The 25,384-nt window shown below is 50.2% G+C and carries 19 protein-coding genes; 13 read left to right on the top strand and 6 right to left on the bottom strand.

The annotated features are described in order from the left end of the window. Window positions 1–193 precede the first annotated feature (193 nt). The 4 genes from Q4E40_RS07030 (at window position 194) to Q4E40_RS07045 (ending at window position 5,201) form a co-directional block, all read left to right on the top strand. A complete protein-coding gene (locus tag Q4E40_RS07030; RefSeq protein WP_303411005.1) occupies window positions 194–2,740 on the top strand; it encodes a M14 family metallopeptidase in 2,547 nt (848 codons plus the stop codon). Between the two features lie 175 nt (window positions 2,741–2,915). After that, entirely contained in the window at window positions 2,916–3,440 is a 525-nt protein-coding gene (locus Q4E40_RS07035; protein WP_303411007.1) for a DinB family protein, read from the top strand. A 101-nt stretch (window positions 3,441–3,541) separates the two neighbouring features. After that, a complete protein-coding gene (locus tag Q4E40_RS07040; RefSeq protein ID WP_303411008.1) occupies window positions 3,542–4,981 on the top strand; it encodes an SLC13 family permease in 1,440 nt (479 codons plus the stop codon). A 37-nt stretch (window positions 4,982–5,018) separates the two neighbouring features. Further along, a complete protein-coding gene (locus tag Q4E40_RS07045; protein ID WP_303411010.1) occupies window positions 5,019–5,201 on the top strand; it encodes a hypothetical protein in 183 nt (60 codons plus the stop codon). A gap of 783 nt (window positions 5,202–5,984) precedes the next feature. Here Q4E40_RS07045 and priA read toward each other — a convergent pair. Further along, window positions 5,985–8,516 carry a replication restart helicase PriA gene (gene priA / locus Q4E40_RS07050; RefSeq protein WP_303411011.1) on the bottom strand — a complete coding sequence of 844 codons (2,532 nt, stop codon included), beginning with the start codon at window positions 8,514–8,516 and terminating at the stop codon, window positions 5,985–5,987. 326 nt (window positions 8,517–8,842) lie between these two features. Here priA and Q4E40_RS07055 point away from each other — a divergent pair, with 326 nt between their 5' ends. Then, window positions 8,843–9,235 (top strand): hypothetical protein, encoded by a 393-nt coding sequence (locus Q4E40_RS07055; protein ID WP_303411012.1) that lies wholly within the window; start codon window positions 8,843–8,845, stop codon window positions 9,233–9,235. Window positions 9,236–9,271: 36 nt separating this feature from the next. Here Q4E40_RS07055 and Q4E40_RS07060 read toward each other — a convergent pair whose 3' ends face one another. From Q4E40_RS07060 to rpsF, 5 genes are all read right to left on the bottom strand, one after another. Next, the gene (locus Q4E40_RS07060) at window positions 9,272–11,338 is read right to left on the bottom strand and encodes a thioredoxin domain-containing protein (protein WP_303411013.1); all 2,067 of its coding nucleotides are present in this window, start codon (window positions 11,336–11,338) and stop codon (window positions 9,272–9,274) included. 122 nt (window positions 11,339–11,460) lie between these two features. After that, on the bottom strand, window positions 11,461–12,519 hold the full coding sequence (locus tag Q4E40_RS07065; RefSeq protein ID WP_303411014.1) for a GSCFA domain-containing protein: 1,059 nt from the start codon (window positions 12,517–12,519) through the stop codon (window positions 11,461–11,463). 77 nt (window positions 12,520–12,596) lie between these two features. Further along, a complete protein-coding gene (gene rplI, locus Q4E40_RS07070; RefSeq protein WP_303411015.1) occupies window positions 12,597–13,040 on the bottom strand; it encodes a 50S ribosomal protein L9 in 444 nt (147 codons plus the stop codon). Window positions 13,041–13,053: 13 nt separating this feature from the next. Beyond that, a complete protein-coding gene (gene rpsR / locus Q4E40_RS07075; RefSeq protein ID WP_068838643.1) occupies window positions 13,054–13,305 on the bottom strand; it encodes a 30S ribosomal protein S18 in 252 nt (83 codons plus the stop codon). Beyond that, on the bottom strand, window positions 13,305–13,673 hold the full coding sequence (gene rpsF, locus Q4E40_RS07080) for a 30S ribosomal protein S6 (RefSeq protein WP_188502943.1): 369 nt from the start codon (window positions 13,671–13,673) through the stop codon (window positions 13,305–13,307). The genes rpsR and rpsF overlap by 1 nt, the downstream gene beginning before the upstream one ends. A gap of 610 nt (window positions 13,674–14,283) precedes the next feature. Between rpsF and Q4E40_RS07085 the strand changes: the two genes are divergently transcribed. The 8 genes from Q4E40_RS07085 to Q4E40_RS07120 are packed head-to-tail and all read left to right on the top strand — an operon-like array spanning window position 14,284 to window position 25,381. After that, window positions 14,284–15,516, top strand: coding sequence for a c-type cytochrome (locus Q4E40_RS07085; RefSeq protein ID WP_303411017.1), 1,233 nt, complete (start codon window positions 14,284–14,286; stop codon window positions 15,514–15,516). Between the two features lie 38 nt (window positions 15,517–15,554). After that, window positions 15,555–18,557: a TAT-variant-translocated molybdopterin oxidoreductase gene (locus Q4E40_RS07090; RefSeq protein WP_303411019.1), complete on the top strand. Its 3,003-nt coding sequence runs from the start codon at window positions 15,555–15,557 to the stop codon at window positions 18,555–18,557. A gap of 20 nt (window positions 18,558–18,577) precedes the next feature. Next, window positions 18,578–19,996 (top strand): NrfD/PsrC family molybdoenzyme membrane anchor subunit, encoded by a 1,419-nt coding sequence (nrfD, locus tag Q4E40_RS07095; protein ID WP_303411020.1) that lies wholly within the window; start codon window positions 18,578–18,580, stop codon window positions 19,994–19,996. Between the two features lie 2 nt (window positions 19,997–19,998). Beyond that, a complete protein-coding gene (locus Q4E40_RS07100; RefSeq protein WP_303411022.1) occupies window positions 19,999–20,523 on the top strand; it encodes a DUF3341 domain-containing protein in 525 nt (174 codons plus the stop codon). After that, entirely contained in the window at window positions 20,523–21,143 is a 621-nt protein-coding gene (locus Q4E40_RS07105; RefSeq protein ID WP_303411023.1) for a c-type cytochrome, read from the top strand. The genes Q4E40_RS07100 and Q4E40_RS07105 overlap by 1 nt, the downstream gene beginning before the upstream one ends. A gap of 26 nt (window positions 21,144–21,169) precedes the next feature. Beyond that, window positions 21,170–22,456, top strand: coding sequence for a quinol:cytochrome C oxidoreductase (locus Q4E40_RS07110; RefSeq protein WP_303411025.1), 1,287 nt, complete (start codon window positions 21,170–21,172; stop codon window positions 22,454–22,456). Between the two features lie 21 nt (window positions 22,457–22,477). Then, window positions 22,478–23,536 (top strand): cytochrome c oxidase subunit II, encoded by a 1,059-nt coding sequence (locus tag Q4E40_RS07115; RefSeq protein ID WP_303411027.1) that lies wholly within the window; start codon window positions 22,478–22,480, stop codon window positions 23,534–23,536. An 18-nt stretch (window positions 23,537–23,554) separates the two neighbouring features. Further along, window positions 23,555–25,381 (top strand): cytochrome c oxidase subunit I, encoded by a 1,827-nt coding sequence (locus Q4E40_RS07120; protein WP_303411028.1) that lies wholly within the window; start codon window positions 23,555–23,557, stop codon window positions 25,379–25,381. Window positions 25,382–25,384: the final 3 nt, after the last annotated feature.

A 25,384-nucleotide genomic window follows, 5' to 3' on the forward strand; every position in this document is an offset into this window, starting at 1 on the left:
TGTCATGTATAGCAAATAAACCGCAGGCTGCCTGCTAAAATTCCACGCCGGTTTTTCTGCCTGTTTTCTTACTGAGGTATAGCAAGCTTTAAAGGTATAAAATTGTCAGATTCAGCTTTTTTGCGCAGATTGTGCCTTTGTTTCTTACACTCTCAACAGACCCTCTCAAAAGAGATACATCATGCAAAACACTATGAAGCGATTGCTCGCTTTTGCCCTCGTGTTGCTGAGTTTGCAAACGTCTATGGCACAGCAGCAAGCCTTACAGACCCCAGCACAGTTCCTGGGCTATACCTTGGGCGAAGAGTTTACAACGCATGCCCGCATTACGGACTATGTCACTTATCTGGCACAGCAGGCTCCTAACCGAATCCGGGTGCAGGAGTACGGCAAAACCTATGAAGGCAGACCACTGCTGCTAGCCTATGTGGCTAGTGACGAGAACCTGCCGCGCCTCGAGCAGATCCGCGAAAACAACCTGCGTCAGGCAGGTATAACCAACGGACAGGTACAGGGCAAGCAACCGGCCATCCTCTGGATGAGCTACAACATCCACGGCAACGAGTCAGTGAGCAGTGAGGCCGTGCTGCAGGTATTGTATGACCTAGTAGACCCCATCAATCAGCAGACTAAGAAATGGCTCGAGAACACGGTGGTGATCCTTGACCCGTGTGTGAATCCGGATGGACGCGAGCGCTACGTGCAGTGGTATAAGCAGACCCAGAACCAGGGCGGCAATGCATCGCCCTATGCCTGGGAGCACTACGAGCCCTGGCCGGGCGGCAGACCCAACCACTATTACTTCGACCTGAACCGCGACTGGGCCTGGCAAACGCAGGTTGAGTCGAAGCAGCGCATGGCGCAGTACAATCAATGGCTGCCGCAGGTACACGCCGACTTCCACGAGATGGGACCGGAGCAGCCTTACTACTTCTCGCCGGCCGCCAAGCCGCTGCACGAAAGCATCACCCCCTGGCAGCGTGACTTCCAGTACACCATCGGCGACTACAACCGCCAGTACTTCGACCAGAACAACTGGCTCTATTTCACCCGCGAAAACTTCGACCTGTTTTATCCGAGCTACGGCGACACCTGGCCTACCTTTAACGGTGCCATCGGGATGACCTACGAGCAGGGCGGGTCCGGCCGTGCCGGTTTGGCCTACAAGAAGCAGGACGGCGACACGCTCACACTGACGGACCGCATCGCCCACCACCACATCGCCAGTCTGGCCACCTTGCAGGCCACGGCCGAAAAAGCCGATCAGCTCACACAGGAGTTTCGCAAGTACTACGACAACAACCTGAAGAAGCCAGCAGGCGATTACAAGACTTTCGTGTTTAAGGCCGATGACCGCAGTGCCGGTAACCTCAAAGCCCTGACCAACTACCTCGACCAGCAGCAGATCCAGTATGGCTATGCCGGCAAGAGCAGCTCAAGCAAAGGCTTTAACTACGCCACCGGCAAGCAGGAAAACGTGCGGGTAAATCAGAACGACCTGGTCGTGAGCATGTACCAACCCAAATCCACGCTAGTGAAGGTGCTGTTTGAGCCGAACTCTAATCTCGAAGATTCGCTCACTTATGATATTACCTCCTGGGCGATGCCCTATGCCTTCGGTTTACAGGCCTACGCCCTGAAAAATCGTTTGGAGCCTAGCAATCAGAAACCGGCTAAGGCGGCCAATGCCATTAAAGTGGAGCGGCCATTTGCCTATCTGGCCCGCTGGAACAGTCTGCAGGACGTAAAATTTCTGACTGAGCTGATGGCGCAGAAAGTAAAAGTACGCATGTCGGAGAAGCCGTTTGAGATGGATAACCGCCAGTACGAGGCGGGCACCCTGATCATCACCCGCACCGGAAACGAAGGGATGGGCGATAAGCTGGATAGCGTGGTACGCGCAACTGCCGAGAAGCATGGGGTGCCGCTACAGGCTTCCACGACGGGCTTTGTGAGCAGCGGTGCCGACTTTGGTTCGGGCAGTGTGCGCTTCCTCAAGATGCCGAAGGTAGCTGTGATGTCTGGGGAGGGCGTATCGCCATACGCATTCGGGGAGATCTGGCACTACTTTGAGCAGCAGATCGGTTACCCGGTAACGGTGCTCGGAACTGGTTATTTTGCCAGTGTGCCGCTGCACGAGTTCGATGTGCTGATTCTGCCGGCCGGTTCTTACGGCCGCGTGCTAAACGAGCAGGCGCTGGAGCAGGTGAAGAACTGGGTGCGAGGCGGTGGCAAGCTGATCGCGCTGGAAAGCGCCGCAGGTTTCTTGGCAGGTAAAAAAGACTTTAATCTTCAAAAGAAAAACGGCGACGAAGCAGCTGAGAAGGAAAAAACCAAGGAAACGAAGGAAGACCCTTATAAGCTGCTGCGTGCCTATGGCGACCGCGAGCGTGACGCGATTTCTGAAGATGTGCAGGGCAGCGTGTTCCGTGTGAACCTTGATAAAACCCATCCACTGGCCTTCGGTTATGGCGATACGTACTATGCTTTGGTACGCACCTCTGACACGTTCAGCTTCATGAAAGAGGGCTGGAACGTAGGCGTGCTCAAAAAAGACAACTATGCCACCGGCTTTGTGGGAACCAAGGCAAAAGAGCGACTCAAAGATGCCCTGATTTTGGGTACGCAGCCGATGGGCAGGGGACAGGTGGTATACCTGGCCGACAACCCCCTGTTCCGTGGTTTCTGGCACAACGGCAAGCTGCTCTTCGGCAACGCCGTGTTCCTGGTAGGGCAGTAAGCGTTTACCTGATCTATACCTACAAACAGTTGCTATAATAGCGCAACACATAACAAAGCAGCGGCCGGGCTAATCAAAGCCAGGCCGCTGCTTTTTATTGTTACCCCTTATCAGCGTACGCGTATAATTTGTACCTTCACGTATACCTATCATCCTACCACCAATGCTTAAAACTATGGATAGAATCATCGGCGCGCCCAATCCGGCTGAATACGACGAGTTTTTCAACAGCTACATCAGCAACGCCAAAACCGACGACCTGCTGTCAGCTCTGGCGGCAAGCGAAGAGTACATTGTCAACTTCATGCTCTCACTCAAAGAGCAACAGCTGAGCTACCGCTACAAGCCTGGCAAGTGGACTATCAGACAAATGCTGGTGCACATGGCCGACACAGAGCGCATCTTTGCCTATCGAGCCCTTTGTTTCGCGCGAAACGACAAAACGGAATTGCCTGGTTTTGACGAGAACGCCTACGCTGAGAACAGCAAAGCGGATGCAAGACCGATCACGTCCATCCTGGCCGAATACGCTGCCGCCCGCCAGGCCACCATTGAGTTGTTTAAAGGTTTTGACGACGAAATGCTCAGCCACACAGGTATAGCCACTGGCCGGAGCGTGTCTGTCAGAGCCTTGGGTTATGCCATTCTGGGCCATGAGATCCATCACCTGAACATCATCCGGGAGCGTTATCTGGTGTAGCACAGTCTGTTAAAGTTTACGACAGGTATAGCAATCACAAATTCCGACATTCTATACCTTGGTTCAGAGGTTTCTTCTGGTTTATAGCTATATTTATATCCATGACTTTAACCAGAAGAAACATCGGTCTGCTGCTGGCCCCGTTGCTAGCCATGATGATGTGGTCGCTAACAGGCGGGCTTGAACCTCAGGCCCGCAAGGTGGCGACCATTATGGTTTTTTGCCTGGTTTTCTGGATGACGGAGGTGATCCCGCTTTCCATGACAGCCTTCCTGGGAGTGATCATGGCAATATTGACAGGTATAGCCGATGTCAATACGGCTTTCCAGAACCTCGGCCATCCCATCATTCTGCTCTTTATCGGCAGTTTCCTATTGGCCCGCTCCATGACCCGCCACGGCCTCGACAAGCGCTTGGCGCTCTTTATACTGTCCCGCCCTATCTTCCAGAAGAGTTTATTCAGTATGTTCCTGGGTTTCTCGCTGGTCTCGTACGTGCTGTCGATGTGGGTGAGCAACTCGGTGACGGTCGCCATGCTGCTGCCGCTCACGATTGGGGTACTGCAGTTGATTCAAAATCCAGCGGCAAATAGAAGCGCTGCGCCTTTTTTCCTGTTGGGTATAGCGTACAGCGCCTCTATCGGGGGCGTTAGCACCATCATAGGTTCTCCTCCCAACCTGATCGGGGTGAATTACCTGGCCAAGGAGGGCATCAGTATTGATTTCCTGCAATGGATGATAATGGCCATGCCCGTTTCGCTCTGCATCTACGCGGCTATGCTGGTGTATGTGCGCTGGTACTTCAGAAAATTCGACTTTAGTCCGGAGGGTATAAGGGCATACGTCGAAACGCAAAGTCGTGAACAAGCTTCCATTTCGAAAGGCGAGCAGATTACGATGGGGGTGTTTTTGCTGGCGGTAGTGCTGTGGTTGAGTCCGGGCGTGTTTAACCTGTTGGGTATGAAAGATGCCTATACCTTTATGAGCACCTATTTTGCTGAGAGCACAGTCGCAGTACTGGCCGCGCTGCTCCTGTTTCTGATTCCGCCGGGGCAGGAGAACGAGGGAGAGGGTACGCTCACAACCGCTGACCTAGTACGCATTGACTGGGATACGATCCTTCTTTTTGGCGGCGGTATGGCACTGGGGCAATTGGTGGTCAGTTCTGGCCTGGCCGACGCTATAGGCGCAAGCGTCACTTCTTTCGTTGATTCGGACCAACTGCTTGTACTAGTGCTTTTGCTGGTAGGCGGTGTGGTTTTGCTAACAGAAGTGAGTTCGAACACTGCCATTGCGATCACTTTTGTGCCGATCGTCATCGGAATTCTCAATCAGTTGCAACTGCCAGCGCTATTCCCTGTGCTGGGTGTCGTGATTGCCTGCAGCATGGCCTTTATGCTACCTGTGGCAACACCTCCCAACGCCATTGTGTTCGGGAGTAAACAAGTGCCCATTGGTACCATGATGCGTACAGGTATACTCCTGAACGTGGTAAGTACTGTCATTATTACCGCTTGGATTGTTTTATATATGTCACTCTGATTTTACACTTTATAATTTGCACCTTTAATAGACTCGTATGGCTAACCGACGATTATTCAGAATTTTGCTCGCCATCGCCTGCTTTGTATTTGCAGGTGTAAAAGGCTGGCAGATATTGCAGGGAGATTACGAATGGATGGATGTTTTTATCCTGGGCGCTTTCCTGGTATTTGGGATTATGTATGTCGTGATACTGACCAAGAACAAGCCGCAGGAATAGGCTAAAAAGAGAAAAGCCTGAAAATTAAAAAATATCTTGGCAGACATTCTCAACTTTCAGGCTTTTAACTTTTAGCCAAAGGTACTCATTATACGCCCCTGTTTTTGATAGGGTTACGATTGCTCCCGAAAAGTGAAATAATTTTTAAAATGCTTCGTTAAGGGGAGCTTTGCCAGGAAAAGAATTGCACTGATTTTCGGAGGTTTCGGATAGGAATTGGTGAGAAGAGAGGGTAGTGGCAGCTGGGGGACTTCTTTTGTAACTTCTTTGTCGAAGACCACTCTCTCCAAAATAGGAGGACCTGTGCACGGTTGTCATCCCCTGCCCCCAAGGGGGACTTTTTGCCGATACTGATTTGCAGGTAGAGACTCTATAGCAACTTCCTACGCCTTACTGGGTCCAACCACCCCTAACCCCTCCTTATCCAAGGCGGGGAATCTGTAACTGCCAATTCATAAGTATAAGGCTCGTAGTTACTTACCATGAAAACCACCGGCAGGTATAGCAAGAGTAACTTGCACCTGAGCGATGAAACAGACAGCGGTGCCAGGTGCGCTTTTTGATTACCCACTGTTTGAGCGTTCAGCGAGTTGGGGGAATCTTGACCTTTTTGCTTACTTTTTGTGTCAAGACAAAAAGTGAGTGCCCGCCGCACAGGCGAAGCTATGAAACAAGATAGGTTACTATACCTGTAGCAGCTGAAACTATACCCACAAACCAGTCCCGCCGGCAAGGCGAAAAACCCGCTATACCTGTAAAATCTGAAACTAAGCTAAAATCAAACTAAGCCGGATCCACATCCGCAACAACCCGTATGCCTTTAAAATCAGGCAACAGGTATAGCTGCTGTATTACCTTGGAGATGGCCTGCTTAGCAGCACGCAAGTTCACATTCTCCCGCGGAAGCTTCACGTGGATCTCGTTCAGGAAGAGATTTCTGATCTTGAAAATATAAGGCACTTCCGGTCCCAGCACCAGTTGCGCGCCTAACTGATCGGTTAAATCTTTAGCGAGCACAATGGCAGCGTTTTCTGATACCTTCTCGTCAACGTGCTTCACGGTGATGCGGATCATGCGGGCAAAAGGAGGATAGCCGAATCGCATGCGCTCCTCGATCTCATGCTCGTACAGCGAGGTATAGTCGTTGCTGTGCACCTTCCGAAAAATCGGCTGCAGCGGATCGCGGGTTTGGATCAGCACCGTGCCGGGTTTGCCTTTACGGCCGGCACGCCCGCTTACCTGCACAAACAGCTGATAGGCCCGTTCGTGTGCCCGGAAGTCGGGGAAGTGGATGATGCTGTCGGCGTTGAGTATACCTACCAGGCTTACATTTTCGAAATCCAGACCTTTCGTTACCATTTGGGTACCAATCAGCACGTTTGTTTTGCCGCTTTCGAAGTCGGAGATGATCTGCTGGTAACTGTTTTTCTTCTTGGTCGTGTCCAGGTCCATGCGCTGTACCTCGGCATTGGGCAGCATCAGTTTCAGGTCGTCTTCTACTTTTTCGGTGCCAAAGCCCATGCTTCGGAGCGTAGTGGCACCGCAAGCCGGACAGTCGTGTGGCATGCGCTCGTGGTAGCCGCAGTAGTGGCAGCGCAGCTCGTTGTTATACTTGTGGTAGGAAAGGCTCACGGCACAGTGCTGGCACTTGGGAATCCAGGAGCACTCGTCGCAGCTGATAAAGGGCGCGTAGCCACGGCGGTTCTGGAACAGAATTACCTGCTCGTGCCGCGCCAGTCGCTCTTCTATGGCCGTAACCAGTTTGCCAGAGAAGTGGTTATGCATGTTCTTGCGCTGCTGTTCCTCCCGTACGTTGATCAGCTCGATGGTAGGCATCTGCGCCTCCCCGAAGCGCTTGTGCATGTTCACCAGTCCCCAGCGGTCGGTCTTGCAGTTGTAGTAGGTTTCGATGGAAGGCGTGGCCGAGCCGAGCAGGGTTTTGGCCCCCTGCAGGTGCGCCATCATCAGGGCCGTTTCGCGGGCGTTATACCTAGGGGCCGGCTCATATTGCTTATAGCTGGGCTCATGCTCCTCATCCACGATCACAAGCGACAGGTTATGGAATGGCAGGAATACCGCCGAGCGTACGCCCACCACCATTTGAAAACGGCCGGAGAGCACGCCCTGCCATACCTCCGCCCGCTCGTTGTCGGAGAATTTGGAGTGGTAGATGCCCAGTTTGTCACCAAACACTTTTATCAGGCGGGTCACGATCTGGGCGGTCAGCGCAATTTCGGGCAGCAGGTATAGCACCTGCCCGCCTGCTTCCAGCGCATGCTTAATTAGGTCGATGTATACCTCGGTTTTACCGCTTCCCGTCACGCCATGCAGCAGCACGGTGTCTTTCTCTTTGAAGAGGCCCAGTATCTCGTCCTTGGCCTGCTCTTGGTGCTCCGACAGCTTCATGGGCTGCAGCGGCACCGTGTTGTCAATGGGAAAGCGCGAGATGATCTGGTCAAACTGCTCGAATACGCCTTTTTTGATCAGCGAGTCGATGGATGACTTGGAGAGGTGCGGGTTTCCTGCCAGCGCACTCTTTTCTATACCTGCTGCATTGAGGTGGATGTTCTGGTGCACCGGTACCTTTTGCAGGTAGTTGAGCAGGATATCGAGCTGCTTGGGTTTGGTGGCAAGCTGGTTGAAAAGCTCTTCCAGCATCCCTTCTTCCTGCACAAAATGCTCCGTCAAGCGGATCTTCTTGACCACTTTTGGCGAAAAACGGTCACTCACCTGCTCAAATATAATGATCGCCTCTTTCTGGATCAGCGATTTGATGTACTTGTGGTAGCTCTTCACCTGCAACAGGTTACCCACTTCCGTAAACGTAAGGGCCGGGTTCTGCTGCAAGGCATAGATGATCTTAACCTCCTGCGATGCCAACGGGATGTCGTCTTCTTCTGGATTAAAATGCGGGTGCAACTGAATGCGCGATTCGCTGCTGAGCTTGAGCGCAGAGGGTAGTGCCGCGTTGATGACCTCGCCGATGGTGCACATGTAGTAATCGGCAATCCAGCGGAAAAGCTTAAGTTGCGGGGCTGTGACGATGGGCTTGTCATCGAGCACGTCCAGAATGTACTTGGCCTGGTAATCGGCGGGCGCATTCTCGTGAATATCGGCTACTATGCAGCTGAGTACGCGCTTGGCGCCGAACTGCACAATTACCCGCGCACCCACCAGCACCTCGTCGTTCATCTCGAAAGGGATGCGGTAGGTATAGAGTTTCGGCAGGGGCAATGGCAGAATGACGTCGGCAAAAAGCGTGACGCGGTCCACGGCCGGCTCCGGAGGGTAATTGAAATTGAGTAGTTCAGACAAGGGCGCAGGTATAGGTTGTATATGCAAAGGTCGCAAAAAAGCCTGTAAATCCCGAAGGTATCGCCATACCCGTTGCCTGTCTTTCTCCCTAAGCCTGGCTGACTGCATCAAAACTGACCTGGCTCTTTGGAAAGGTAGGACGGTAGACTTCTCTCTGCCAGGTATAGTGCGCTTTGTGCCAGCATTTCTAGGCGGTTTCTCCTTTTCTCCTTAATATTGGTTACCAGTCGGTTCTTTGTTGGGTGAGGGGCGTGAGGACATGATGTGCGGGGAAGCGGCTATATTGGCGAAATGCTGTACCTAACGACAAAAAATAACGCTCTTTTATGAAGACAACCGCTATGATCACAATTGCCCGGATACTGCTTGGCGCCATTTTCACCTTTGCCGGGCTCAACGGCTTCCTCTTCTTGCTAGGCATTGATCCAATTGGCGCCACTTCGCTGCACCTGCCTTTCATGCAAGTGCTGGTGAGCACGCCTTTTGTGTTTATTCCTTTGAAAACGCTGGAGCTCGTGGCTGGTGTGATGTTGCTGGTAAACCGCTACGTGCTGCTGGCCCTGCTTATTCTATTGCCGATCGGGGTCAATGTTCTTCTGTTTCATTTATTTGCTGACCCATCGCTGTTGATCAATGGCATCGTGGTGGTGCTCCTGCTTGGGCTGCTTTTGTTCCATTACAGAAAGCATTACGCTGGGCTGCTGACGAGCAAATTATAGGTATAGCCATTGCTGCCTACAGGCGTGACGGCGAGGCTAGAGGGCCGGAAATTTCGGATTTTCACCGTTGCCTTTCTGAAGCTGCTCCAGCGCCTCAGCCGCAGTGTGCACGGGTAGCTGGCAGGTTTTGTTGTAGCACACGTACACCGTTGTTTTGCCCTCGATAGCACTGCGATCCTTTAGCAGGGGCAACTCACTCTGGGTTTCGGTGCCAGCCAGCAGCATGTTGGGGATGTAAAACGAGCTGAGTTCGGAGCGCATCTCCGGCGCCTGCTGCCCTACGATGGCGACCTCGGCGGTAGGCTGCAGTTGGTGGTAGTACAGACTGGCCCAGTTACCCATGTGGCCTGGTTCCTTCACAACCAACTCTTTTACCTGCGCCAGCATGGCACCTGCCAGTTGCTGGTAACGCTCCTCGTCAAAGTAAAGCCCCAACAGATATAGGTTGGTGGCCATCACCGAGTTGGAGGCAGGAATCACGTTGTCGAGCAGCTCTTTTTTGCGGGCCACCAGTTTTTCAGCGTTCTGGTCTGTGAAGAAGAACAGCTGCTCTTTTTCGTCAAAGAAGTTGGCTAAGGTATAGTCGGTCAGCTGTTTGGCCTCCTGCAGGTACTGCTCGTCAAAGGTGATCTCATATACCCGCACTAAGGCCCGAATCAGCAAGGCATAGTCCTCCAGGAAACCGTTGATGGAAGCTTTTCCATCTTTATAATTATGGAACAGCTGATTGCCCTGCTTGAAGTGCTTCAGTATGAAATCTGCACTGCGGATAGCCAGCTGCAGGAAGTGTTTGTTGCCAAAGGTATAGTAGGCATCCGCGAGGCCCTTCAGCATGATGGCGTTCCAGGAGCAGAGGATCTTGTCATCCAGGCCCGGGCGAATGCGCTGGGAGCGGACTTTCATCAGCTTCTCTTTCCAGGTTTTTACCATTTCCTCCAGCACCTCCAATTCCAACTCGTTTTCCTTGGCAAAATGCGCATCGCTGATGCGGCGGTGCAGGATGTTCTGCCCATGCTCAAAATTACCGGTCGTAGTCACATGGTAGTATTTCGACAGAATGGGCTCTTCCGCGCCGAACAGATCCTGCAGTTCCTGGCGGGTGAACACATAGAACTTGCCTTCCACACCTTCGCTGTCTGCATCGAGTGACGAGTAAAAGCCTCCTTCTTCGCTCATCAGTTCACGCTCTGCAAAGGCAATCGTTTCAAACACCACATCTTTGTAAAGCGACTCTTTTGTGAGCAGGTAGGCTTCTGAATAGAGGCTGATCAGCTGCCCGTTGTCGTAAAGCATCTTCTCGAAGTGCGGCGCCAGCCATTTCTCGTCGACGGAATAGCGGGCGAATCCTCCCCCGATCTGGTCGTAGATGCCACCATAGGCCATCTCGTGGAGCGTGAGGTTGATGTGTTTCAGGGTAGCTGCATTTTCGATGTGAGCATAGTAGCGTAGCAGAAACAGCAAATTGGCTGGCATCGGAAACTTTGGGGCAGTTCCAAAGCCGCCGTGTTTTTTGTCAAATTGCCGGGCTAAGTTCTTGTTCAGCTCTTCAAACTCTTCCTCACTTACATTCGGCTGACTCTGCGACAGGCCGAATCGCTTCAGCTCGCTCAGGTTGAGGTGCTGCACGAACTGCTCTGCTGATTTGTCAAGTTCCTGCCGGTCTTTTGAGTAGGCTTCCGCGATGTTAAGGAGAAGTTTCACCCATTGCTGGGGCGTAAAGTAGGTGCCGCCATAAAACGGCTTGGCCTCCGAATTCAGGAAGACATTCAGGGGCCAGCCTCCCTGCACACCCATGGCCTGCAAAGCGTCCATGTGCACGGCATCAACATCCGGCCGTTCCTCCCGGTCTACCTTGATGCACACAAAGTGCTCGTTCATCACATTGGCGATCTTCTTGTTCTCAAAAGACTGGTGCTCCATGACGTGGCACCAATGGCAGGCAGCATAGCCGATGCTCACCAGGATGGGTTTATCTTCCTTTTGGGCCTTCTGCAACGCTTCCTCTCCCCAAGGGTACCAGTCTACTGGGTTGTAGGCGTGCTGTAGCAGGTAGGGGCTGCTTTCATGTATCAGTTTGTTCGGTACTTTCTTTTGCTGGGCCATAGTCGTCGTATTGCAGCTGCTGGAACTCTATACCTACGGACAAGGCTGGCAAAAGTATGCTGACGATGGGCTGACGGGAAGAATTAAGGGGGCAGCGGAAAGGGGAGAAGCTATACCTGAATTTACTTAACAAGCTGTTGTGTCAAGGCCTTCTCTTCCTCTGAAATGTTCAGGCTATACCTTGTTGAAAGCTCGTGTAACTGGTGCAGGGTGTTCTGCAAAAATCTTTGATGTGCTTCAGACTCTGGGTGGAAAGGCCGGTGGGCGATGGCGCGTCGCATTTTCTCCCACGCTTTCAGGAAATCTCTGAAGTCCTCGCTCAGGTAAGCCTGCACGAACTTGTCCCAAATGTAATCCTCTGCCACTTCGGTTGGGTGCACCATGTCACGGCCATAGAAACGGTAGTCGCGCAGGTCGTCCATCATGATCTCGAAAGCGGGGAAGTAGTGCGCCTGCTTGTGGTTTGCAGTAAGCTCGTGGCAAAGGAGTCGCAGTATGGATTTGCTGACGCTGTTCACTTCGATCGTTTCCTTGATATGGCGTACGGGGCTCACCGTTAGCAATACCTGCAGCGCGGGGTTGAATTGCCAAAGCTCCTCCAAAGTCTGCTTCATATCCGCAAGCAATGTGCTCAAAGGCAAGAGTTCGCGGCTAAACTGGCAGGCGGGCAGTCTATGGCAGTTCGCCACCACTTCGCCGGAGCTCTGCAAACGATAGCCTACCGCCGTGCCAAACGTTATGATCAGCAAGTTCGCTTGCTGCAAGGTGTTTCGTGTCAAGGAAAGCCGCTCCGCGATGTTCTGCAGTAACGTGTCGCGGGAAGGGGAGGAGAGGGAAGAATGCAGGTCATAGGCATACCAGATGCCGTTGTGCTGCACCAGATTATCGGCTATCGGATGTGAGCCGCCTAGGGAAGCGCGCAGCAACTTGCCAACGGACAGCGGGTTGAAGATCGTTCCGAAAGGATTGACCAATACCTGCGCCTTGTTTTCCTCCAGCTTACGGCCGATTACCTCGGCAAAGCAGGAACCTATGGTCACGATGCCACTCGACAAGTTCAGGTCAAGGCCGCTGGCAGGTATGTTGAGTTCAGTCCGGAACATAGGTATAGGTATAGGATAGGTATAGGTATAGGTATAGGTATAGGTATAGGTATAGGTATAGGTATAGGTATAGCGCAAATTAAGCTGAAGCAGGAAATAAAAAAAGCGCCCTGCTTTTAGGGCAGGGCGCTTTCTATGCTTGGTAGCGGCTAAAATTACTCAGCTACTACGTTGAAGCGGATCTGGTGCTTCACTTCTTTGTGCAGGTTCAGCGTGGCAGTGTACTCACCAGCTGTTTTTACATCCTGATCAAAAGAAATGCGCTTGCGGTCTACATCGTGACCTTTCGCCTTAAGGGCCTCAGAAATCTGGTTGGTTGTAACAGAACCGAAGATCTTACCAGTCTCGCCTACTTTTGCAGGGATTTCCAGTGTGATATCACCGATCTTGTTAGCCAGATCCTGCGCATCGCCCTGGATTTTCTCCAGTTTGTGAGCAGCCTGACGCACGTTCTCAGCTACGATCTTCTTGTTTGTCTTGTCAGCCAGAACTGCCAGACCTTGTGGGATCAGGTAGTTGCGGCCATATCCTGACTTTACAGTAACGATATCGTTCTTGTAACCCAGGTTCTTAACATCATCTTTAAGTATTACTTCCATGTTCGTTACCTCCTTATTTTAAAGAATCAGTTACATAAGGTAAGATAGCCAGGTGGCGTGCGCGGGCAACAGCCTGAGCAACTTTACGCTGGAACTTCAGGCTAGTGCCTGTTAGTCTTCTTGGAAGGATCTTGCCCTGCTCGTTTACAAACTTAAGCAGGAAGTTGCCATCCTTATAGTCGATATACTTGATACCGCTCTTCTTGAAGCGGCAGTATTTCTGACGATTTTCTTGTTTGTGTACTCTTTCGTTAACTAGGCTCATTATGCTTTAACCTCCTCTTTTTTAGCCTGTGATTTGAATTCACCTTTTCTTCTGCGCTCATTGTAAGCAATAGCGTGCTTATCAAGTGCAGTGGTCAAGAAGCGAACAACTTTTTCGTCGCGGCGATAAGCCAGCTCAAGCACATCTACTACAGAAGTAGGGGCCATAAACTCGATGAGGTGGTAGAAACCAGTAGATTTCTTCTGGATTGGGTAAGCAAGCTTACGCAGACCCCAGTTCTCTTCGTGGATAATGTCGGCGCTATTTTCCTTAAGCACCTGTCTGAACTTCTCGACCGTTTCCTGCATCTGCGTCTCGTTCAACAGAGGCGTCAGAATGAAGACCGTTTCGTAATTTTTTAATTCCATTTGGTTATGAGAATTTTTTGTTTTAGGGTGCAAATATACAGCAATGATTCTGTAATCCAAAAACTTGCACTAAAATAAATGGTAGACGATGCAGGTTGCAGGCTTCCCGGATAGGTCGCCGCAGGTACCCACATTTGTCGATAACATTGGATATCGGTCGCCCTTTATAAATCGACTTATTCTATATATATAATAATGAGTGCAAAAAAACAATGGGCAGGTGGGAGAGAGCGGAAAATTTGGTCCCGGAAATAAATGAAAGCTAACGACAACAAAATCAGCATTTTATAAGTTCAAGTGTGGGTGTGCCTGCGGAGGCGTCTAAAGCAAGAAAAAAGTGGATAATTTTGTGCAGAAAGTAGGGTGCTGGGAAAGCCTTATTTAGAATAATTTTAAATAAAATGGCCGATTCCGTTAAAATAATGCAGATAGTAGTCCCTAAGTGATTGTACTTAAGGGGATATTGTCTATAGGGGTAAAAATAAGCACATAATATTTGATTAATGGGTTTCAGGTAGTAGATTTGTGCCCGTAAAGTAAATTCACCATTATACTAAACACAAGCGTCCTGGCTATGATTAGCTGTATACAAAGAGCAAAAACCAAATTCTTGATTGCCTTCTTGTTTGCCTTGGCGGCCTCTTTTGGAGTGTCGACTACAGGGCTTGCACAAGGCGCAAGTCTGCCTGTAGATGATGCAGGTATTGTAAGTGCAGGCGAGTCCCTGTTTAAGAACAACTGCGTGGTTTGCCACTCTGTGGGAAGTGACGTAGTGGTTGGCCCTGGTATGAAGGGGGTAAACGAACGCAGAACGCAGCCTTGGCTGATCAGCTGGATTAAGAACTCGCAGGCTTTGGTCGCTACCGGCGACAAGGATGCTGTGGCTGTTTACAACCAGTTCAACAAGCAGGCGATGCCGTCTTTCGCTTTCTCGGACGAGGAAATTGTCTCTATCCTGACTTATATCAAGACTGCTGAGACTGCCGCTGCCGAGGCTCCTGCCGCTGGTGCTGCTACCGCTGCCGCTCCGGGTGAGAACGTAGGTACAGACGCCGTTGGTGCAGTTGGAGGCTACCTGGACATCATACTGGTAGTGCTGATCGTAGTTTTGATCGTGCTGGTTGTGACGCTTCTTCTGATCACGTCGGTACTGAAAAACTACCTCAACAAGAACAAACAACTCGATGAGTACGACGCTGAAGTTGTAAACCAGCGCTTCGACTTCTCTAAGATATACAAGTCTAAAGCCGTAAGAACGTTGGTGGTGCTTATCTTCGTGGTAGTGCTGATCGACCTTACGCTGGACAAAGCGATGGGTATCGGCATACAGCAGGGATATGCCCCTACGCAGCCTATTGCCTTCTCGCACAAACTGCACGCTGGTGAGCACCAGATTGACTGTAACTACTGCCACTCAACAGTATACGAAAGCAAGAGTGCCAGCATTCCATCCGCTAACATCTGTATGAACTGCCATAGCCAGATCAAAGCGGAGTCGCCAGAAATTCAGAAGATTTACACAGCGATTGAGCGTAACAAGCCAATTGAGTGGGTGCGTATCCACAACCTGCCTGACCTGGCCTACTTCAACCACGCCCAGCACACGCAGGTGGGTGGCGTAGAGTGCCAGACCTGCCACGGTCCTATTCAGGAAATGGAAGTAGTGTATCAGTACTCGCCGCTTACAATGGGCTGGTGTATCGACTGTCACCGCGAAACTCCTCTTAACACAGAAGGAAATGCCTATTATGACAACCTGGTGAAACTGCACGAGTCAACTACGAAGAGTGCCTTCACAGTGTCATCAAACGGTGGTGCAGAGTGTTCTAAGTGCCACTATTAATCAGTTATAATTAAGGGTTCGAGTTTTCTAGATATAACATGCAAGACAGAATAAAATACTGGAAAGGAATAGAGGAGCTTGAGAATACTCCTGAATTCGCGAAACATGCTCACAATGAGTTTCCAGAATTCCTGCCGATAAACGAAGCCAGAGGCGAGAGCGCATCTACCGGTTTGGCAGCTCCCCGCAGAGACTTCCTGAAACTGTTGGGCTTTGGCCTGGCCGCCGCTACATTGGCTTCATGCGAGGCCCCTGTAAGAAAGGCAATCCCATACCTGAACAAACCAGTTGACGTAGAGCCAGGCGTGGCGAACTGGTACGCCTCTACATACTTCAACAACGGCGACTTCAACAGTATCCTTGTAAAGACACGCGAAGGTCGTCCGATTAAAGTAGAGCCAAACCCTAGCTCCACGCTCACGCCGATGGGTACAAGCCCGAAGGCGCAGGCCTCTGTGCTGAGTCTCTACGACAATAACAGACTTCGTACGCCACTCATCAAAGGCAAAGAAGCCAAGTGGGAGCAGGTTGACAGCGAAATCCGCTCAGCACTTGCCAGAGTAAACGGCAAAGTTGCTTTGGTTTCTTCTACTGTCATCAGCCCATCCACCAAGCAACTGATTAACGAGTTCGGTGCTGGACTAGGCAACTTCGAGCACGTAACCTACGATCCAAACTCGGCTTCGGCCCTGATTGGAGCAAATGGTGGTGTTGTACCTGGTTACGACTTCAGCAAAGCCAACATTATCGTGAGCATCAGTGCTGACTTCCTGGGAACATGGGTTGCCCCAATTCCATTTGCAAGTCAGTACATTCAGAAAAGAAAAATCACGGCTGAGAACTCTGACATGTCGCGCCACTACCAGTTTGAGACGATTATGTCGCTTACAGGTGCCAACGCTGACGTACGCGTTCCAATTAAGCCATCCGAAGAACTGGCGATTGCTACAGCCATCTATAATGGCCTGTCTGGCCAGGGTGTAAACGCACCAGCCAACGTTGACAAGAAGGCGCTGGAAAATGCTATCAGAGACCTGCGTGCCAATAATGGTCGTGCACTAGTAGTGTCCGGTACAAACGACCCGGCTGTACAGACACTGGTAACGGCTATAAACAAGTCACTCGGTGCAGAGGGCACAACCATCGATACCGCATCTCCATACCTGGTGAAGCAGGGTAACGATGCCCAGATGCTGCGCCTGATCGAGGAAATGAACAATGGTGGGGTAGGTGCTGTGTTCTTCTACAATGCCAACCCTGTTTATGACCATCCGCTTGCAGACCGCGTGAAGAGTGGTTTAGCGAAAGTTGCCCTGAAGGTTTCTTTTGCCGATCGAGTAGAAGAGACAGCCGCGCTGGTGGACTACGTAACTCCGGACAGCCACTACCTGGAGTCATGGAACGACTACGAGCCAAAGAGAGGCTTCCTGAGCCTGGCACAGCCAGTGATCAGCCCGATCTTTATGACACGCCAGGCACAAGACAGCTTACTGGCCTGGAGCGGTAACAAAACGACCTTCTACGATTACATCCGCAATAACTGGCGAAAAGGTGCAGCTGGCACTGATGCACAGTGGGAGAAAATAGTACACGACGGTGTGCTGGAGAACGGAACCAGCATGCTGGCCCTGAGCCCGGCAACTGCCGGCACAATGACAGCGGCAGATGCTGCAGGTAGAGCTCCAAGAGCTGTTGCCGGCGGTAAAGTTGAAGCTGTAGTTTATGAAAAAGTAGGTATCGGTACAGGTTCAGAATCCAACAACCCATGGTTGCAGGAAATGGCTGACCCGATCACGAAAGCAACCTGGGATAACTACATTACCATGCCACGCAAGATGGCAGAGGAGATGGGTGTTTCTCAAGGCAATGTACTAAAAGTAACTTATGCGAATGGCAAGACGCTTGAGCTTCCCGCTCTGGTTCAGCCTGGTCAGGCACAAGGCACTGTAGGTATAGCCATGGGCTATGGCCGTCAGCTGGACTCTATGCCAACTGCCAAAGGACGTGGCGCCAACGCTTTCCCAATAGCGACAGTAGCTGACAATGGCATTCTGTTCGCAGGCGCAGTACAGTTAGAGAAAACAGGCTCTACCATTGAGATTGCCCAGACACAAACGCACCATACCATTATGGACCGTATTGTGGTGCAGGAAAACACACTGGCAAACTACAAGGCGAATCCGAAGGACGTAACCACCTATGTGCGTATCGCTACGCACGAAGGACCTGCTAAGCCGGCAGCTATCTCTCTTTGGGATGACTACGAGTACAAGAACCACCACTGGGGTATGGTCGTTGACTTGAACTCTTGTATTGGTTGCGGAGCTTGTACGGTAAGCTGCCAGGCAGAGAACAACATTCCGGTAGTAGGTAAGGAAGAAGTGCTGATGCGTCGTGAGATGCACTGGATGCGTATCGACCGTTACTACAGCGCGGTTGAGCACGAGGCGAAAGATTACAAGACCATGGAAGATCCGGCGGAGAATCCAAGCGTAATCTTCCAGCCGATGATGTGCCAGCACTGTAACCACGCACCATGCGAGACAGTTTGTCCGGTTGCCGCTACCATGCACAGCTCAGAAGGTCTGAACCAGATGGCTTACAACCGTTGCGTGGGTACTCGTTACTGCGCGAACAACTGTCCATACAAAGTTCGTCGTTTCAACTGGTTCGCGTACACAAACAACGACAAGTTCGACTTCAACATGAACAACGACTTGGGCAAGATGGTGTTGAACCCGGATGTAACTGTTCGTTCTAGAGGTGTGATGGAGAAGTGCTCTTTCTGCGTACAGCGTATACAGTTAGGCAAACTCGAAGCGAAGCGCGAAAGCAGAAGACCGGTTGACGGTGAGATCGTGACAGCCTGTGCGCAGTCATGCCCTACCAATGCGATCATCTTCGGTGACATGCTGGATCCGGAAAGCCGTATTTCAAAAACGCTGGCACGCGAGAAAGGCGAAAGAGCCTTCCACGTACTGGAGGAAATGAACGCGCAGCCGAACGTGACGTACCTGACAAAAATTAGAAACTTAGCTTAATTTATAAAATAGATAGCGCTATGCAGCACGTATCTCCGATAAGAGAGCCTCTGGTAACGGGGGGTAAAACATACCACGATATCACCGAAGATGTCTGCAGACAGGTGGAGGCCAAGCCCAACGCACGTTGGGCCGCTGCCCTTGCTGTAGCTCTTGTAGGCCTTGCTATTTTCCTTTATTCCACTTACCGCACCCTTTGGTACGGTATCGGGGAGTGGGGGCTTAACAAAACTGTAGGTTGGGCATGGGACATCACCAACTTCGTGTGGTGGGTGGGTATCGGTCACGCCGGTACGCTGATCTCTGCGATCCTCCTCCTGTTCCGTCAGAAGTGGAGAACTTCTATCAACCGCGCAGCAGAGGCGATGACAATCTTCGCCGTAATTTGCGCCGCGATGTTCCCGGTTCTGCACATGGGCCGTCCCTGGTTGGCTTACTGGGTACTCCCGTTGCCAAACACCTTCGGCTCACTTTGGGTGAACTTCAACTCACCGCTTCTCTGGGACGTATTCGCGATCTCTACTTATTTCTCTGTTTCGCTTGTTTTCTGGTACATCGGCCTAATTCCTGACTTTGCTACCATCCGCGACAGAGCAACCGGCCCAATCGCCCGTAGAGCCTACTCCATTCTTTCCATGGGCTGGACTGGCTCCGCAAAAGCATGGTCTCGTCATGAAACTGTCTCCTTGATCCTTGCTGGTCTCTGTACACCTCTGGTACTTTCTGTACACACGATCGTATCCATGGACTTTGCAACGTCAGTAATTCCAGGCTGGCACACGACAATCTTCCCTCCATACTTCGTGGCAGGTGCGATCTTCTCTGGTTTTGCCATGGTGTTGACGCTTATGATCATTACCCGCAAAACGTTCAAGCTGGAAGATTACATCACACTGGAGCACGTAGAATCCATGAATAAGGTAATCATCCTGACAGGTTCTATCGTGGGTGTGGCTTATATCACAGAATTCTTCATTGCCTGGTATTCCGGTGTGGAGTATGAGCAGTATGCCTTCATCAACCGCGCAACAGGTCCTTACTGGTGGGCTTACTGGTCCATGATGACCTGTAACGTAATTACGCCGCAACTTTTCTGGTTCAGAAGCATCAGAAGAAGCCTGACCGCTACCTTCATCATCTCCATCTTTGTAAACATCGGTATGTGGTTTGAGCGATTCGTGATCATCGTGACCTCACTGCACAGAGACTTCCTGCCATCTTCCTGGGCAATGTTCTCCCCGACCATCATCGACATTGGTGTCTATGTAGGAACGATCGGACTGTTCTTCACCCTGTTCCTGTTGTTTGCCAAATTCTTCCCAGTAATCAACATGTTTGAGGTGAAAGCCATTCTGAAGTCTTCATCCGAAGTGAAGCACCACCCGAATGATGCAATGCACGGTACTAATAAGGATTCGCACACTAATACACATCCATAGCAATGACTAAAAAATTCGTTCTAGGTATCTACGATGATGAGGATGTCCTGCTGCAGGCCATCGAGAACGTCCGGGCTGCCGGTACTAAAATTTACGAAGTTTTTTCGCCATACCCCATCCACGGAATCGATGATGTATTAGGTGTCAAGCGTTCAAGACTTCCAATTGTGGCGTTCTTCTGCGGTTTATTCGGAATGTCTTTCGCGCTCTGGATGCAGATCTGGATGCTGGGTTTCGACTGGCCAATGATCATCGGTGGTAAGCCGCACATTGCCTTACCTGCATTCATCCCGGTAACATTCGAACTGACCGTGCTATGCTCTGCATTCGGTATGGTGATCACTTTCTTTATTGTTACCAAACTGAAGCCTTCCTTTAAGGTGAACGTTTTTGACAAGCGCTCCACAGACGACAAGTATGTGATGGCGATAGAGGTAAAAGAAGGTGTGACTGATATTTCAGCCCTTAATAACCTGCTTCGTTCCAACGGTGCAATCGAAGTAAACGAGAAGGAGGTAATCAAATAATGAAAGGTCTACTAAATTTAGGTATTAAAGCCTCTGCCGTATTGTTCTCAGGTGCCCTGCTGGTAGCCTGCAGCAATGAGAAAGACCCAGGTCTTGAGTATGCTCCGGACATGTACCACTCTGTGGCGCTGGATCCTTACTCCCAGGTGAAGGAGAACTTATACAACCCAGGCGGCATGAACATGCGTCAGCCGGCACCAGGTACAGTAGCGCGTGGTAAAATGGGCTACAACATGTACTTGTCCAAAGACGAGGCTGAAGTAGCAGGTGTTGAACTGAAAAACCCGCTGGAAAAGAATGAGCTAAATCTGGCAGAAGGACAGGTGCTTTACGCCAGGTTCTGCTCTCCATGTCACGGTGAACAGGGGGATGGACAAGGTCTTGTAGGACAAAAATTCAAAGGTGTTCCTTCTTACTCTGCTGGCCGCGTAGCGTCTCTTCCCGAAGGGCATATTTACCATGTGATCACGAACGGACGTGGTCGTATGCTGCCGCACGGTTCGCAGGTTAACCCGACGGAGCGTTGGAAAATTGTGATGTATGTACAGCAACTACAGGGTGGCGAAGTGCCGGCTGCAGCGGCGGATACTACAGCAACAGGTACTACACCTACTAACTAAGTCTAAGGCATAATATCAAAAGGATAATGACAGAAGAAAGACTCATCATTTCCAGAAAAACGAATAACAAGTTTTTCTTGATGATAGCTATAGGTGTTGTATTGCTTATAGCCGGTATAATCATAGCTGCGATGAGCGGTGGTCACCAGGCCGAAGGGCATGGTGAAGCAGCCGCCGCCGGACACGAAGCAGCTCATTGGACCAAAAGGCTCTACATGAACCTTTGGTTGAATAACGTTTACTTTACTGGTATTGCGCTGGTAGGCGTATTCTTCGTAGCCGTACAATATGTGGCGTATGCAGGATGGTCTGTATTGATCAAGCGTATACCTGAGGCCATGGGTTACTACCTGCCAATAGGTGGTGCCGTGATGCTGATCACCTTCCTTTTAGGCGGTCATGACATTTTCCACTGGACACACGATTACCTGTACAACCAGTTTCTGGAAGATGGTGTAACACCAAACCCGCAATACGATCCAATCATAGCTGGTAAGGCACCGTACCTGAACTTCTGGTTCTTTTTGATCAGAATGGTAGCTTACTTCGTGCTATGGATCTTATTCTTCAACTGGTTGAGAAGAAACTCCATTAATGAAGATCTTCATGGAGGCACAGACTACTACCACAAGAGCATCAGAATCTCTGCTATGTTCCTGGTTGTATTCGGTGTGACTTCTTCTACTTCTGCCTGGGACTGGGTGCTTTCAATTGACACGCACTGGTTCTCCACTATGTTTGGCTGGTACGTATTCGCCAGCTGGTGGGTATCTGGACTGGCGGTAATTACGCTGGCTGTGATCATACTCAAGCAGAATGGCTACCTGAAAATGGTAAATGCGAACCATTTACACGATTTGGGTAAGTTCGTATTCGCTTTCTCCATCTTCTGGACATACATCTGGTTCTCTCAGTTCATGCTGATCTGGTATGCAAACATTCCGGAAGAATCTATTTACTTTATCGAACGCCTGGGTGGAAACGGCGGACATTTCAAGTGGATATTCTTCGTGAACCTTCTGATTAACTTTGCATTCCCTTTCCTTGTTTTGATGACAAGAGATGCAAAACGTCAGATGATTATGTTGAAGATCGTTACTATCGCCATCCTGATTGGCCACTGGCTGGACTTCTACCTGATGATGATGCCGGGTACATTGCGTACAGATGCTGGTATCGGATTTATTGAGATTGGCACTACATTGATCTTCCTGGGAGTTTTCCTGATTACTTTCACCAAAGGGTTGGCAAAAGCCTCTCTTGTGCCAGTAAATCACCCCTTCGTGGAGGAGAGTGTTCACCATCATGTTTAGTCATACTAAAAGCATTATACAATGATTACGTTCGCCATAGGTTTATCCATCGTCCTGCTACTAGTGATACTGTTCCTGTTGTTCAGGATCGGGACGCTAGCCTCCATTTTCAGAGGATCGACACAGCGCGCTGCCGGAACCACTAAAACAAGTAATAAAGTAAACAGCCTCTTAATGCTCCTCTTCCTGATTGTAGGAGGCGCAGCATTTGCCTGGTCCTTTGCTGATGCATGGGATGACATGAACCAGCCTATTGCCTCTGTGCATGGTGCCTGGACGGATAGTCTTTTCTGGACTACGATGATTGTGATCGGTATTGTGTTTGTGATCACGCAGATTCTTCTCTTCTGGTATTCTTATAAGTATCAGCATAAAGAAGAAAAGCGTGCCTATTACTACCCGCACAACAACAAGCTGGAGATAGTTTGGACCATGATTCCTGCGGTTGTAATGGCGCTGCTGGTATTTGCCGGTTGGAAAACATGGACGAACATTACAAGCGCGGCACCTGCCGACTCTGTGGTTATAGAGGTGATGGGTAAACAATTCAGCTGGTTAGTGCGCTACCCAGGTCCTGACGGAAAGTTGGGAGAAGCCAATGTGCATCTTATTGACGCCACAAATGAAATTGGCGTAGACTTTAGTGATCCAAACGCGATGGATGACTTTATGCCACGTGAGATTCACGTGCCAAAAGGTAAGCCAGTGCATTTGAAGATACGTTCACGAGATGTGATACACAGCGTTTTCCTGCCGCATTTCCGCGTTAAAATGGATGCAGTGCCAGGTATGCCGACCAAGTTCTGGTTTGTGCCAACCAAAACGACTGCTGAAGTACGCACGGAAACCGGAAACCCAGATTTCAACTTTGAGCTGGCCTGTACGGAAATCTGCGGACGTGGACACTTTGCAATGCGTTTTATCTTAGTTGTTGATGAACCTGAGGAATATGAGGAGTGGTTAGCTTCGCAGACCCCTTTTATTGAGCAGAACCCACAGCTTCTTACAAAGTTCACACTCGATTCAAAAGATCAGGTGGTGCTGAAGAAGAGTACAGAAGAAGTAAAAACAGAGTTGTAGCATTAACTAAAATCAACAATGTCGAGTACAGATATCTCTCTAAATAAGGATGTACATCACGCTCACGAAGAGCATGATCATCATCACGACCAAAACTTCTTTGAGAAGTACATCTTCAGCCAAGACCATAAAGTAATTGCAAAGCAGTTTCTTTTCGCAGGTATCTTCTGGGGCTTTATAGGTGGCTTCCTATCGATTATTTTCCGTTTACAACTTGGCTGGCCTGAAGCTACTTTCACTTTCCTGGAGCCTATCCTGGGTAACTGGATTGTGAACGGCAAGCTTGATCCGGAGTTCTACCTGGCACTCGTAACGATGCACGGAACGATCATGGTGTTCTTCGTATTGACAGCGGGTCTGAGTGGTACGTTCAGTAACTTCCTGATTCCACTGCAGATCGGTGCCCGCGATATGGCATCTGGCTTCATGAACATGCTTTCCTTCTGGGTTTTCTTCCTTGCAAGTGTGATCATGTTCTGGTCTCTTTTCCTAGAAACAGGACCTGCCGGTGGTGGATGGACCGTATACCCGCCACTAAGTGCATTGCCACAGGCCATTTCTGGCTCTAAAGGTGGTATGACAATGTGGTTGATCAGTATGGCACTGTTTATCGTTTCTCAGCTGCTTGGTGGTGTAAACTACATTACCACCGTGATTAACCTGAGAACAAAAGGCATGTCGATGACGAAGCTGCCTTTGACAATATGGTCTTTCTTCCTGACCGCCATTCTGGGGCTGCTTTCTTTCCCGGTACTGTTGTCAGCTGCATTGCTTCTGATCTTTGACCGTAGCTTCGGTACAAGCTTCTTCCTTTCTGATATCTACATTGCAGGAGAGGCATTGGCAAACACTGGCGGTAGCGCTATCCTGTTCCAGCACTTATTCTGGTTCCTTGGTCACCCGGAGGTATACATCGTAATTCTACCGACTTTCGGTATCGTTTCTGAAGTAATTGCCACAAACGCTCGCAAGCCTATCTTCGGTTACAGAGCGATGATTGGTTCCATGTTGGGTATTGCCGTGCTATCATTCGTAGTATGGGCCCACCACATGTTCGTGACAGGTATGAACCCTTTCCTTGGTTCAGTCTTCATGTTCTTGACACTTATTATTGCCGTGCCATCTGCGGTGAAGGTATTTAACTGGATCGCCACACTATGGAGAGGTAATATTCGCTTCACGACTGCGATGATGTTTGCGGTTGCCTTCGTATCGCTCTTCATCTCTGGTGGTCTGACAGGTATCATTCTTGGTAACTCTGCACTGGACATTCAGCTGCACGATACTTACTTCGTTATTGCTCACTTCCACCTTGTGATGGGTGCGGCAGCGTTCTTTGGTATGTTCTGTGGTATCTACCACTGGTTCCCTAAGATGTTCGGCCGCATGATGGATGAAAAGCTGGGAGCCATTCACTTCTGGTTGACATTCCTGTCCGCTTACCTGGTGTTCATGCCAATGCACTACATCGGTATCGCTGGTTTCCCAAGAAGATACTATTCATGGACAGGTTTTGATGCATTCAACACCTTTACGGACCTGAACAGCTTTATCAGTATTGCGGCTATCCTGGGCTTTGCAGCGCAGTTGATCTTCTTGTTCAACTTCATATACAGCATCTTCAAGGGCCGTCGTGCTACAGCTAACCCATGGCATTCGAACACACTGGAATGGACGACTCCTGTTAACCCGGGACACGGCAACTGGCCAGGTGAGATCCCAGCTGTTTACAGATGGCCTTACGATTATAGCAAACCAGGCGCTCCTGAGGATTATATTCCACAGAACGTACCTTTCTCGCAGACGCAGTCTTCAAACCTGCCTTACGAGAGGGATTTAGAATAGCTT

Origin of the sequence: Pontibacter coccineus (assembly GCF_030546575.1) — a bacterium.
Taxonomy (GTDB): domain Bacteria; phylum Bacteroidota; class Bacteroidia; order Cytophagales; family Hymenobacteraceae; genus Pontibacter; species Pontibacter coccineus.

Coding starts and splice junctions, on each gene's coding strand:
- Q4E40_RS07030 (WP_303411005.1), top strand. CDS start 194: ATGAAGCGATTGCTCGCTTTTGCCCTCGTGTTGCTGAGTTTGCAAACG.
- Q4E40_RS07035 (WP_303411007.1), top strand. CDS start 2,916: ATGGATAGAATCATCGGCGCGCCCAATCCGGCTGAATACGACGAGTTT.
- Q4E40_RS07040 (WP_303411008.1), top strand. CDS start 3,542: ATGACTTTAACCAGAAGAAACATCGGTCTGCTGCTGGCCCCGTTGCTA.
- Q4E40_RS07045 (WP_303411010.1), top strand. CDS start 5,019: ATGGCTAACCGACGATTATTCAGAATTTTGCTCGCCATCGCCTGCTTT.
- Q4E40_RS07055 (WP_303411012.1), top strand. CDS start 8,843: ATGAAGACAACCGCTATGATCACAATTGCCCGGATACTGCTTGGCGCC.
- Q4E40_RS07060 (WP_303411013.1), bottom strand. CDS start 11,338: ATGGCCCAGCAAAAGAAAGTACCGAACAAACTGATACATGAAAGCAGC.
- rplI (WP_303411015.1), bottom strand. CDS start 13,040: ATGGAAGTAATACTTAAAGATGATGTTAAGAACCTGGGTTACAAGAAC.
- rpsR (WP_068838643.1), bottom strand. CDS start 13,305: ATGAGCCTAGTTAACGAAAGAGTACACAAACAAGAAAATCGTCAGAAA.
- rpsF (WP_188502943.1), bottom strand. CDS start 13,673: ATGGAATTAAAAAATTACGAAACGGTCTTCATTCTGACGCCTCTGTTG.
- Q4E40_RS07090 (WP_303411019.1), top strand. CDS start 15,555: ATGCAAGACAGAATAAAATACTGGAAAGGAATAGAGGAGCTTGAGAAT.
- nrfD (WP_303411020.1), top strand. CDS start 18,578: ATGCAGCACGTATCTCCGATAAGAGAGCCTCTGGTAACGGGGGGTAAA.
- Q4E40_RS07100 (WP_303411022.1), top strand. CDS start 19,999: ATGACTAAAAAATTCGTTCTAGGTATCTACGATGATGAGGATGTCCTG.
- Q4E40_RS07105 (WP_303411023.1), top strand. CDS start 20,523: ATGAAAGGTCTACTAAATTTAGGTATTAAAGCCTCTGCCGTATTGTTC.
- Q4E40_RS07110 (WP_303411025.1), top strand. CDS start 21,170: ATGACAGAAGAAAGACTCATCATTTCCAGAAAAACGAATAACAAGTTT.
- Q4E40_RS07115 (WP_303411027.1), top strand. CDS start 22,478: ATGATTACGTTCGCCATAGGTTTATCCATCGTCCTGCTACTAGTGATA.
- Q4E40_RS07120 (WP_303411028.1), top strand. CDS start 23,555: ATGTCGAGTACAGATATCTCTCTAAATAAGGATGTACATCACGCTCAC.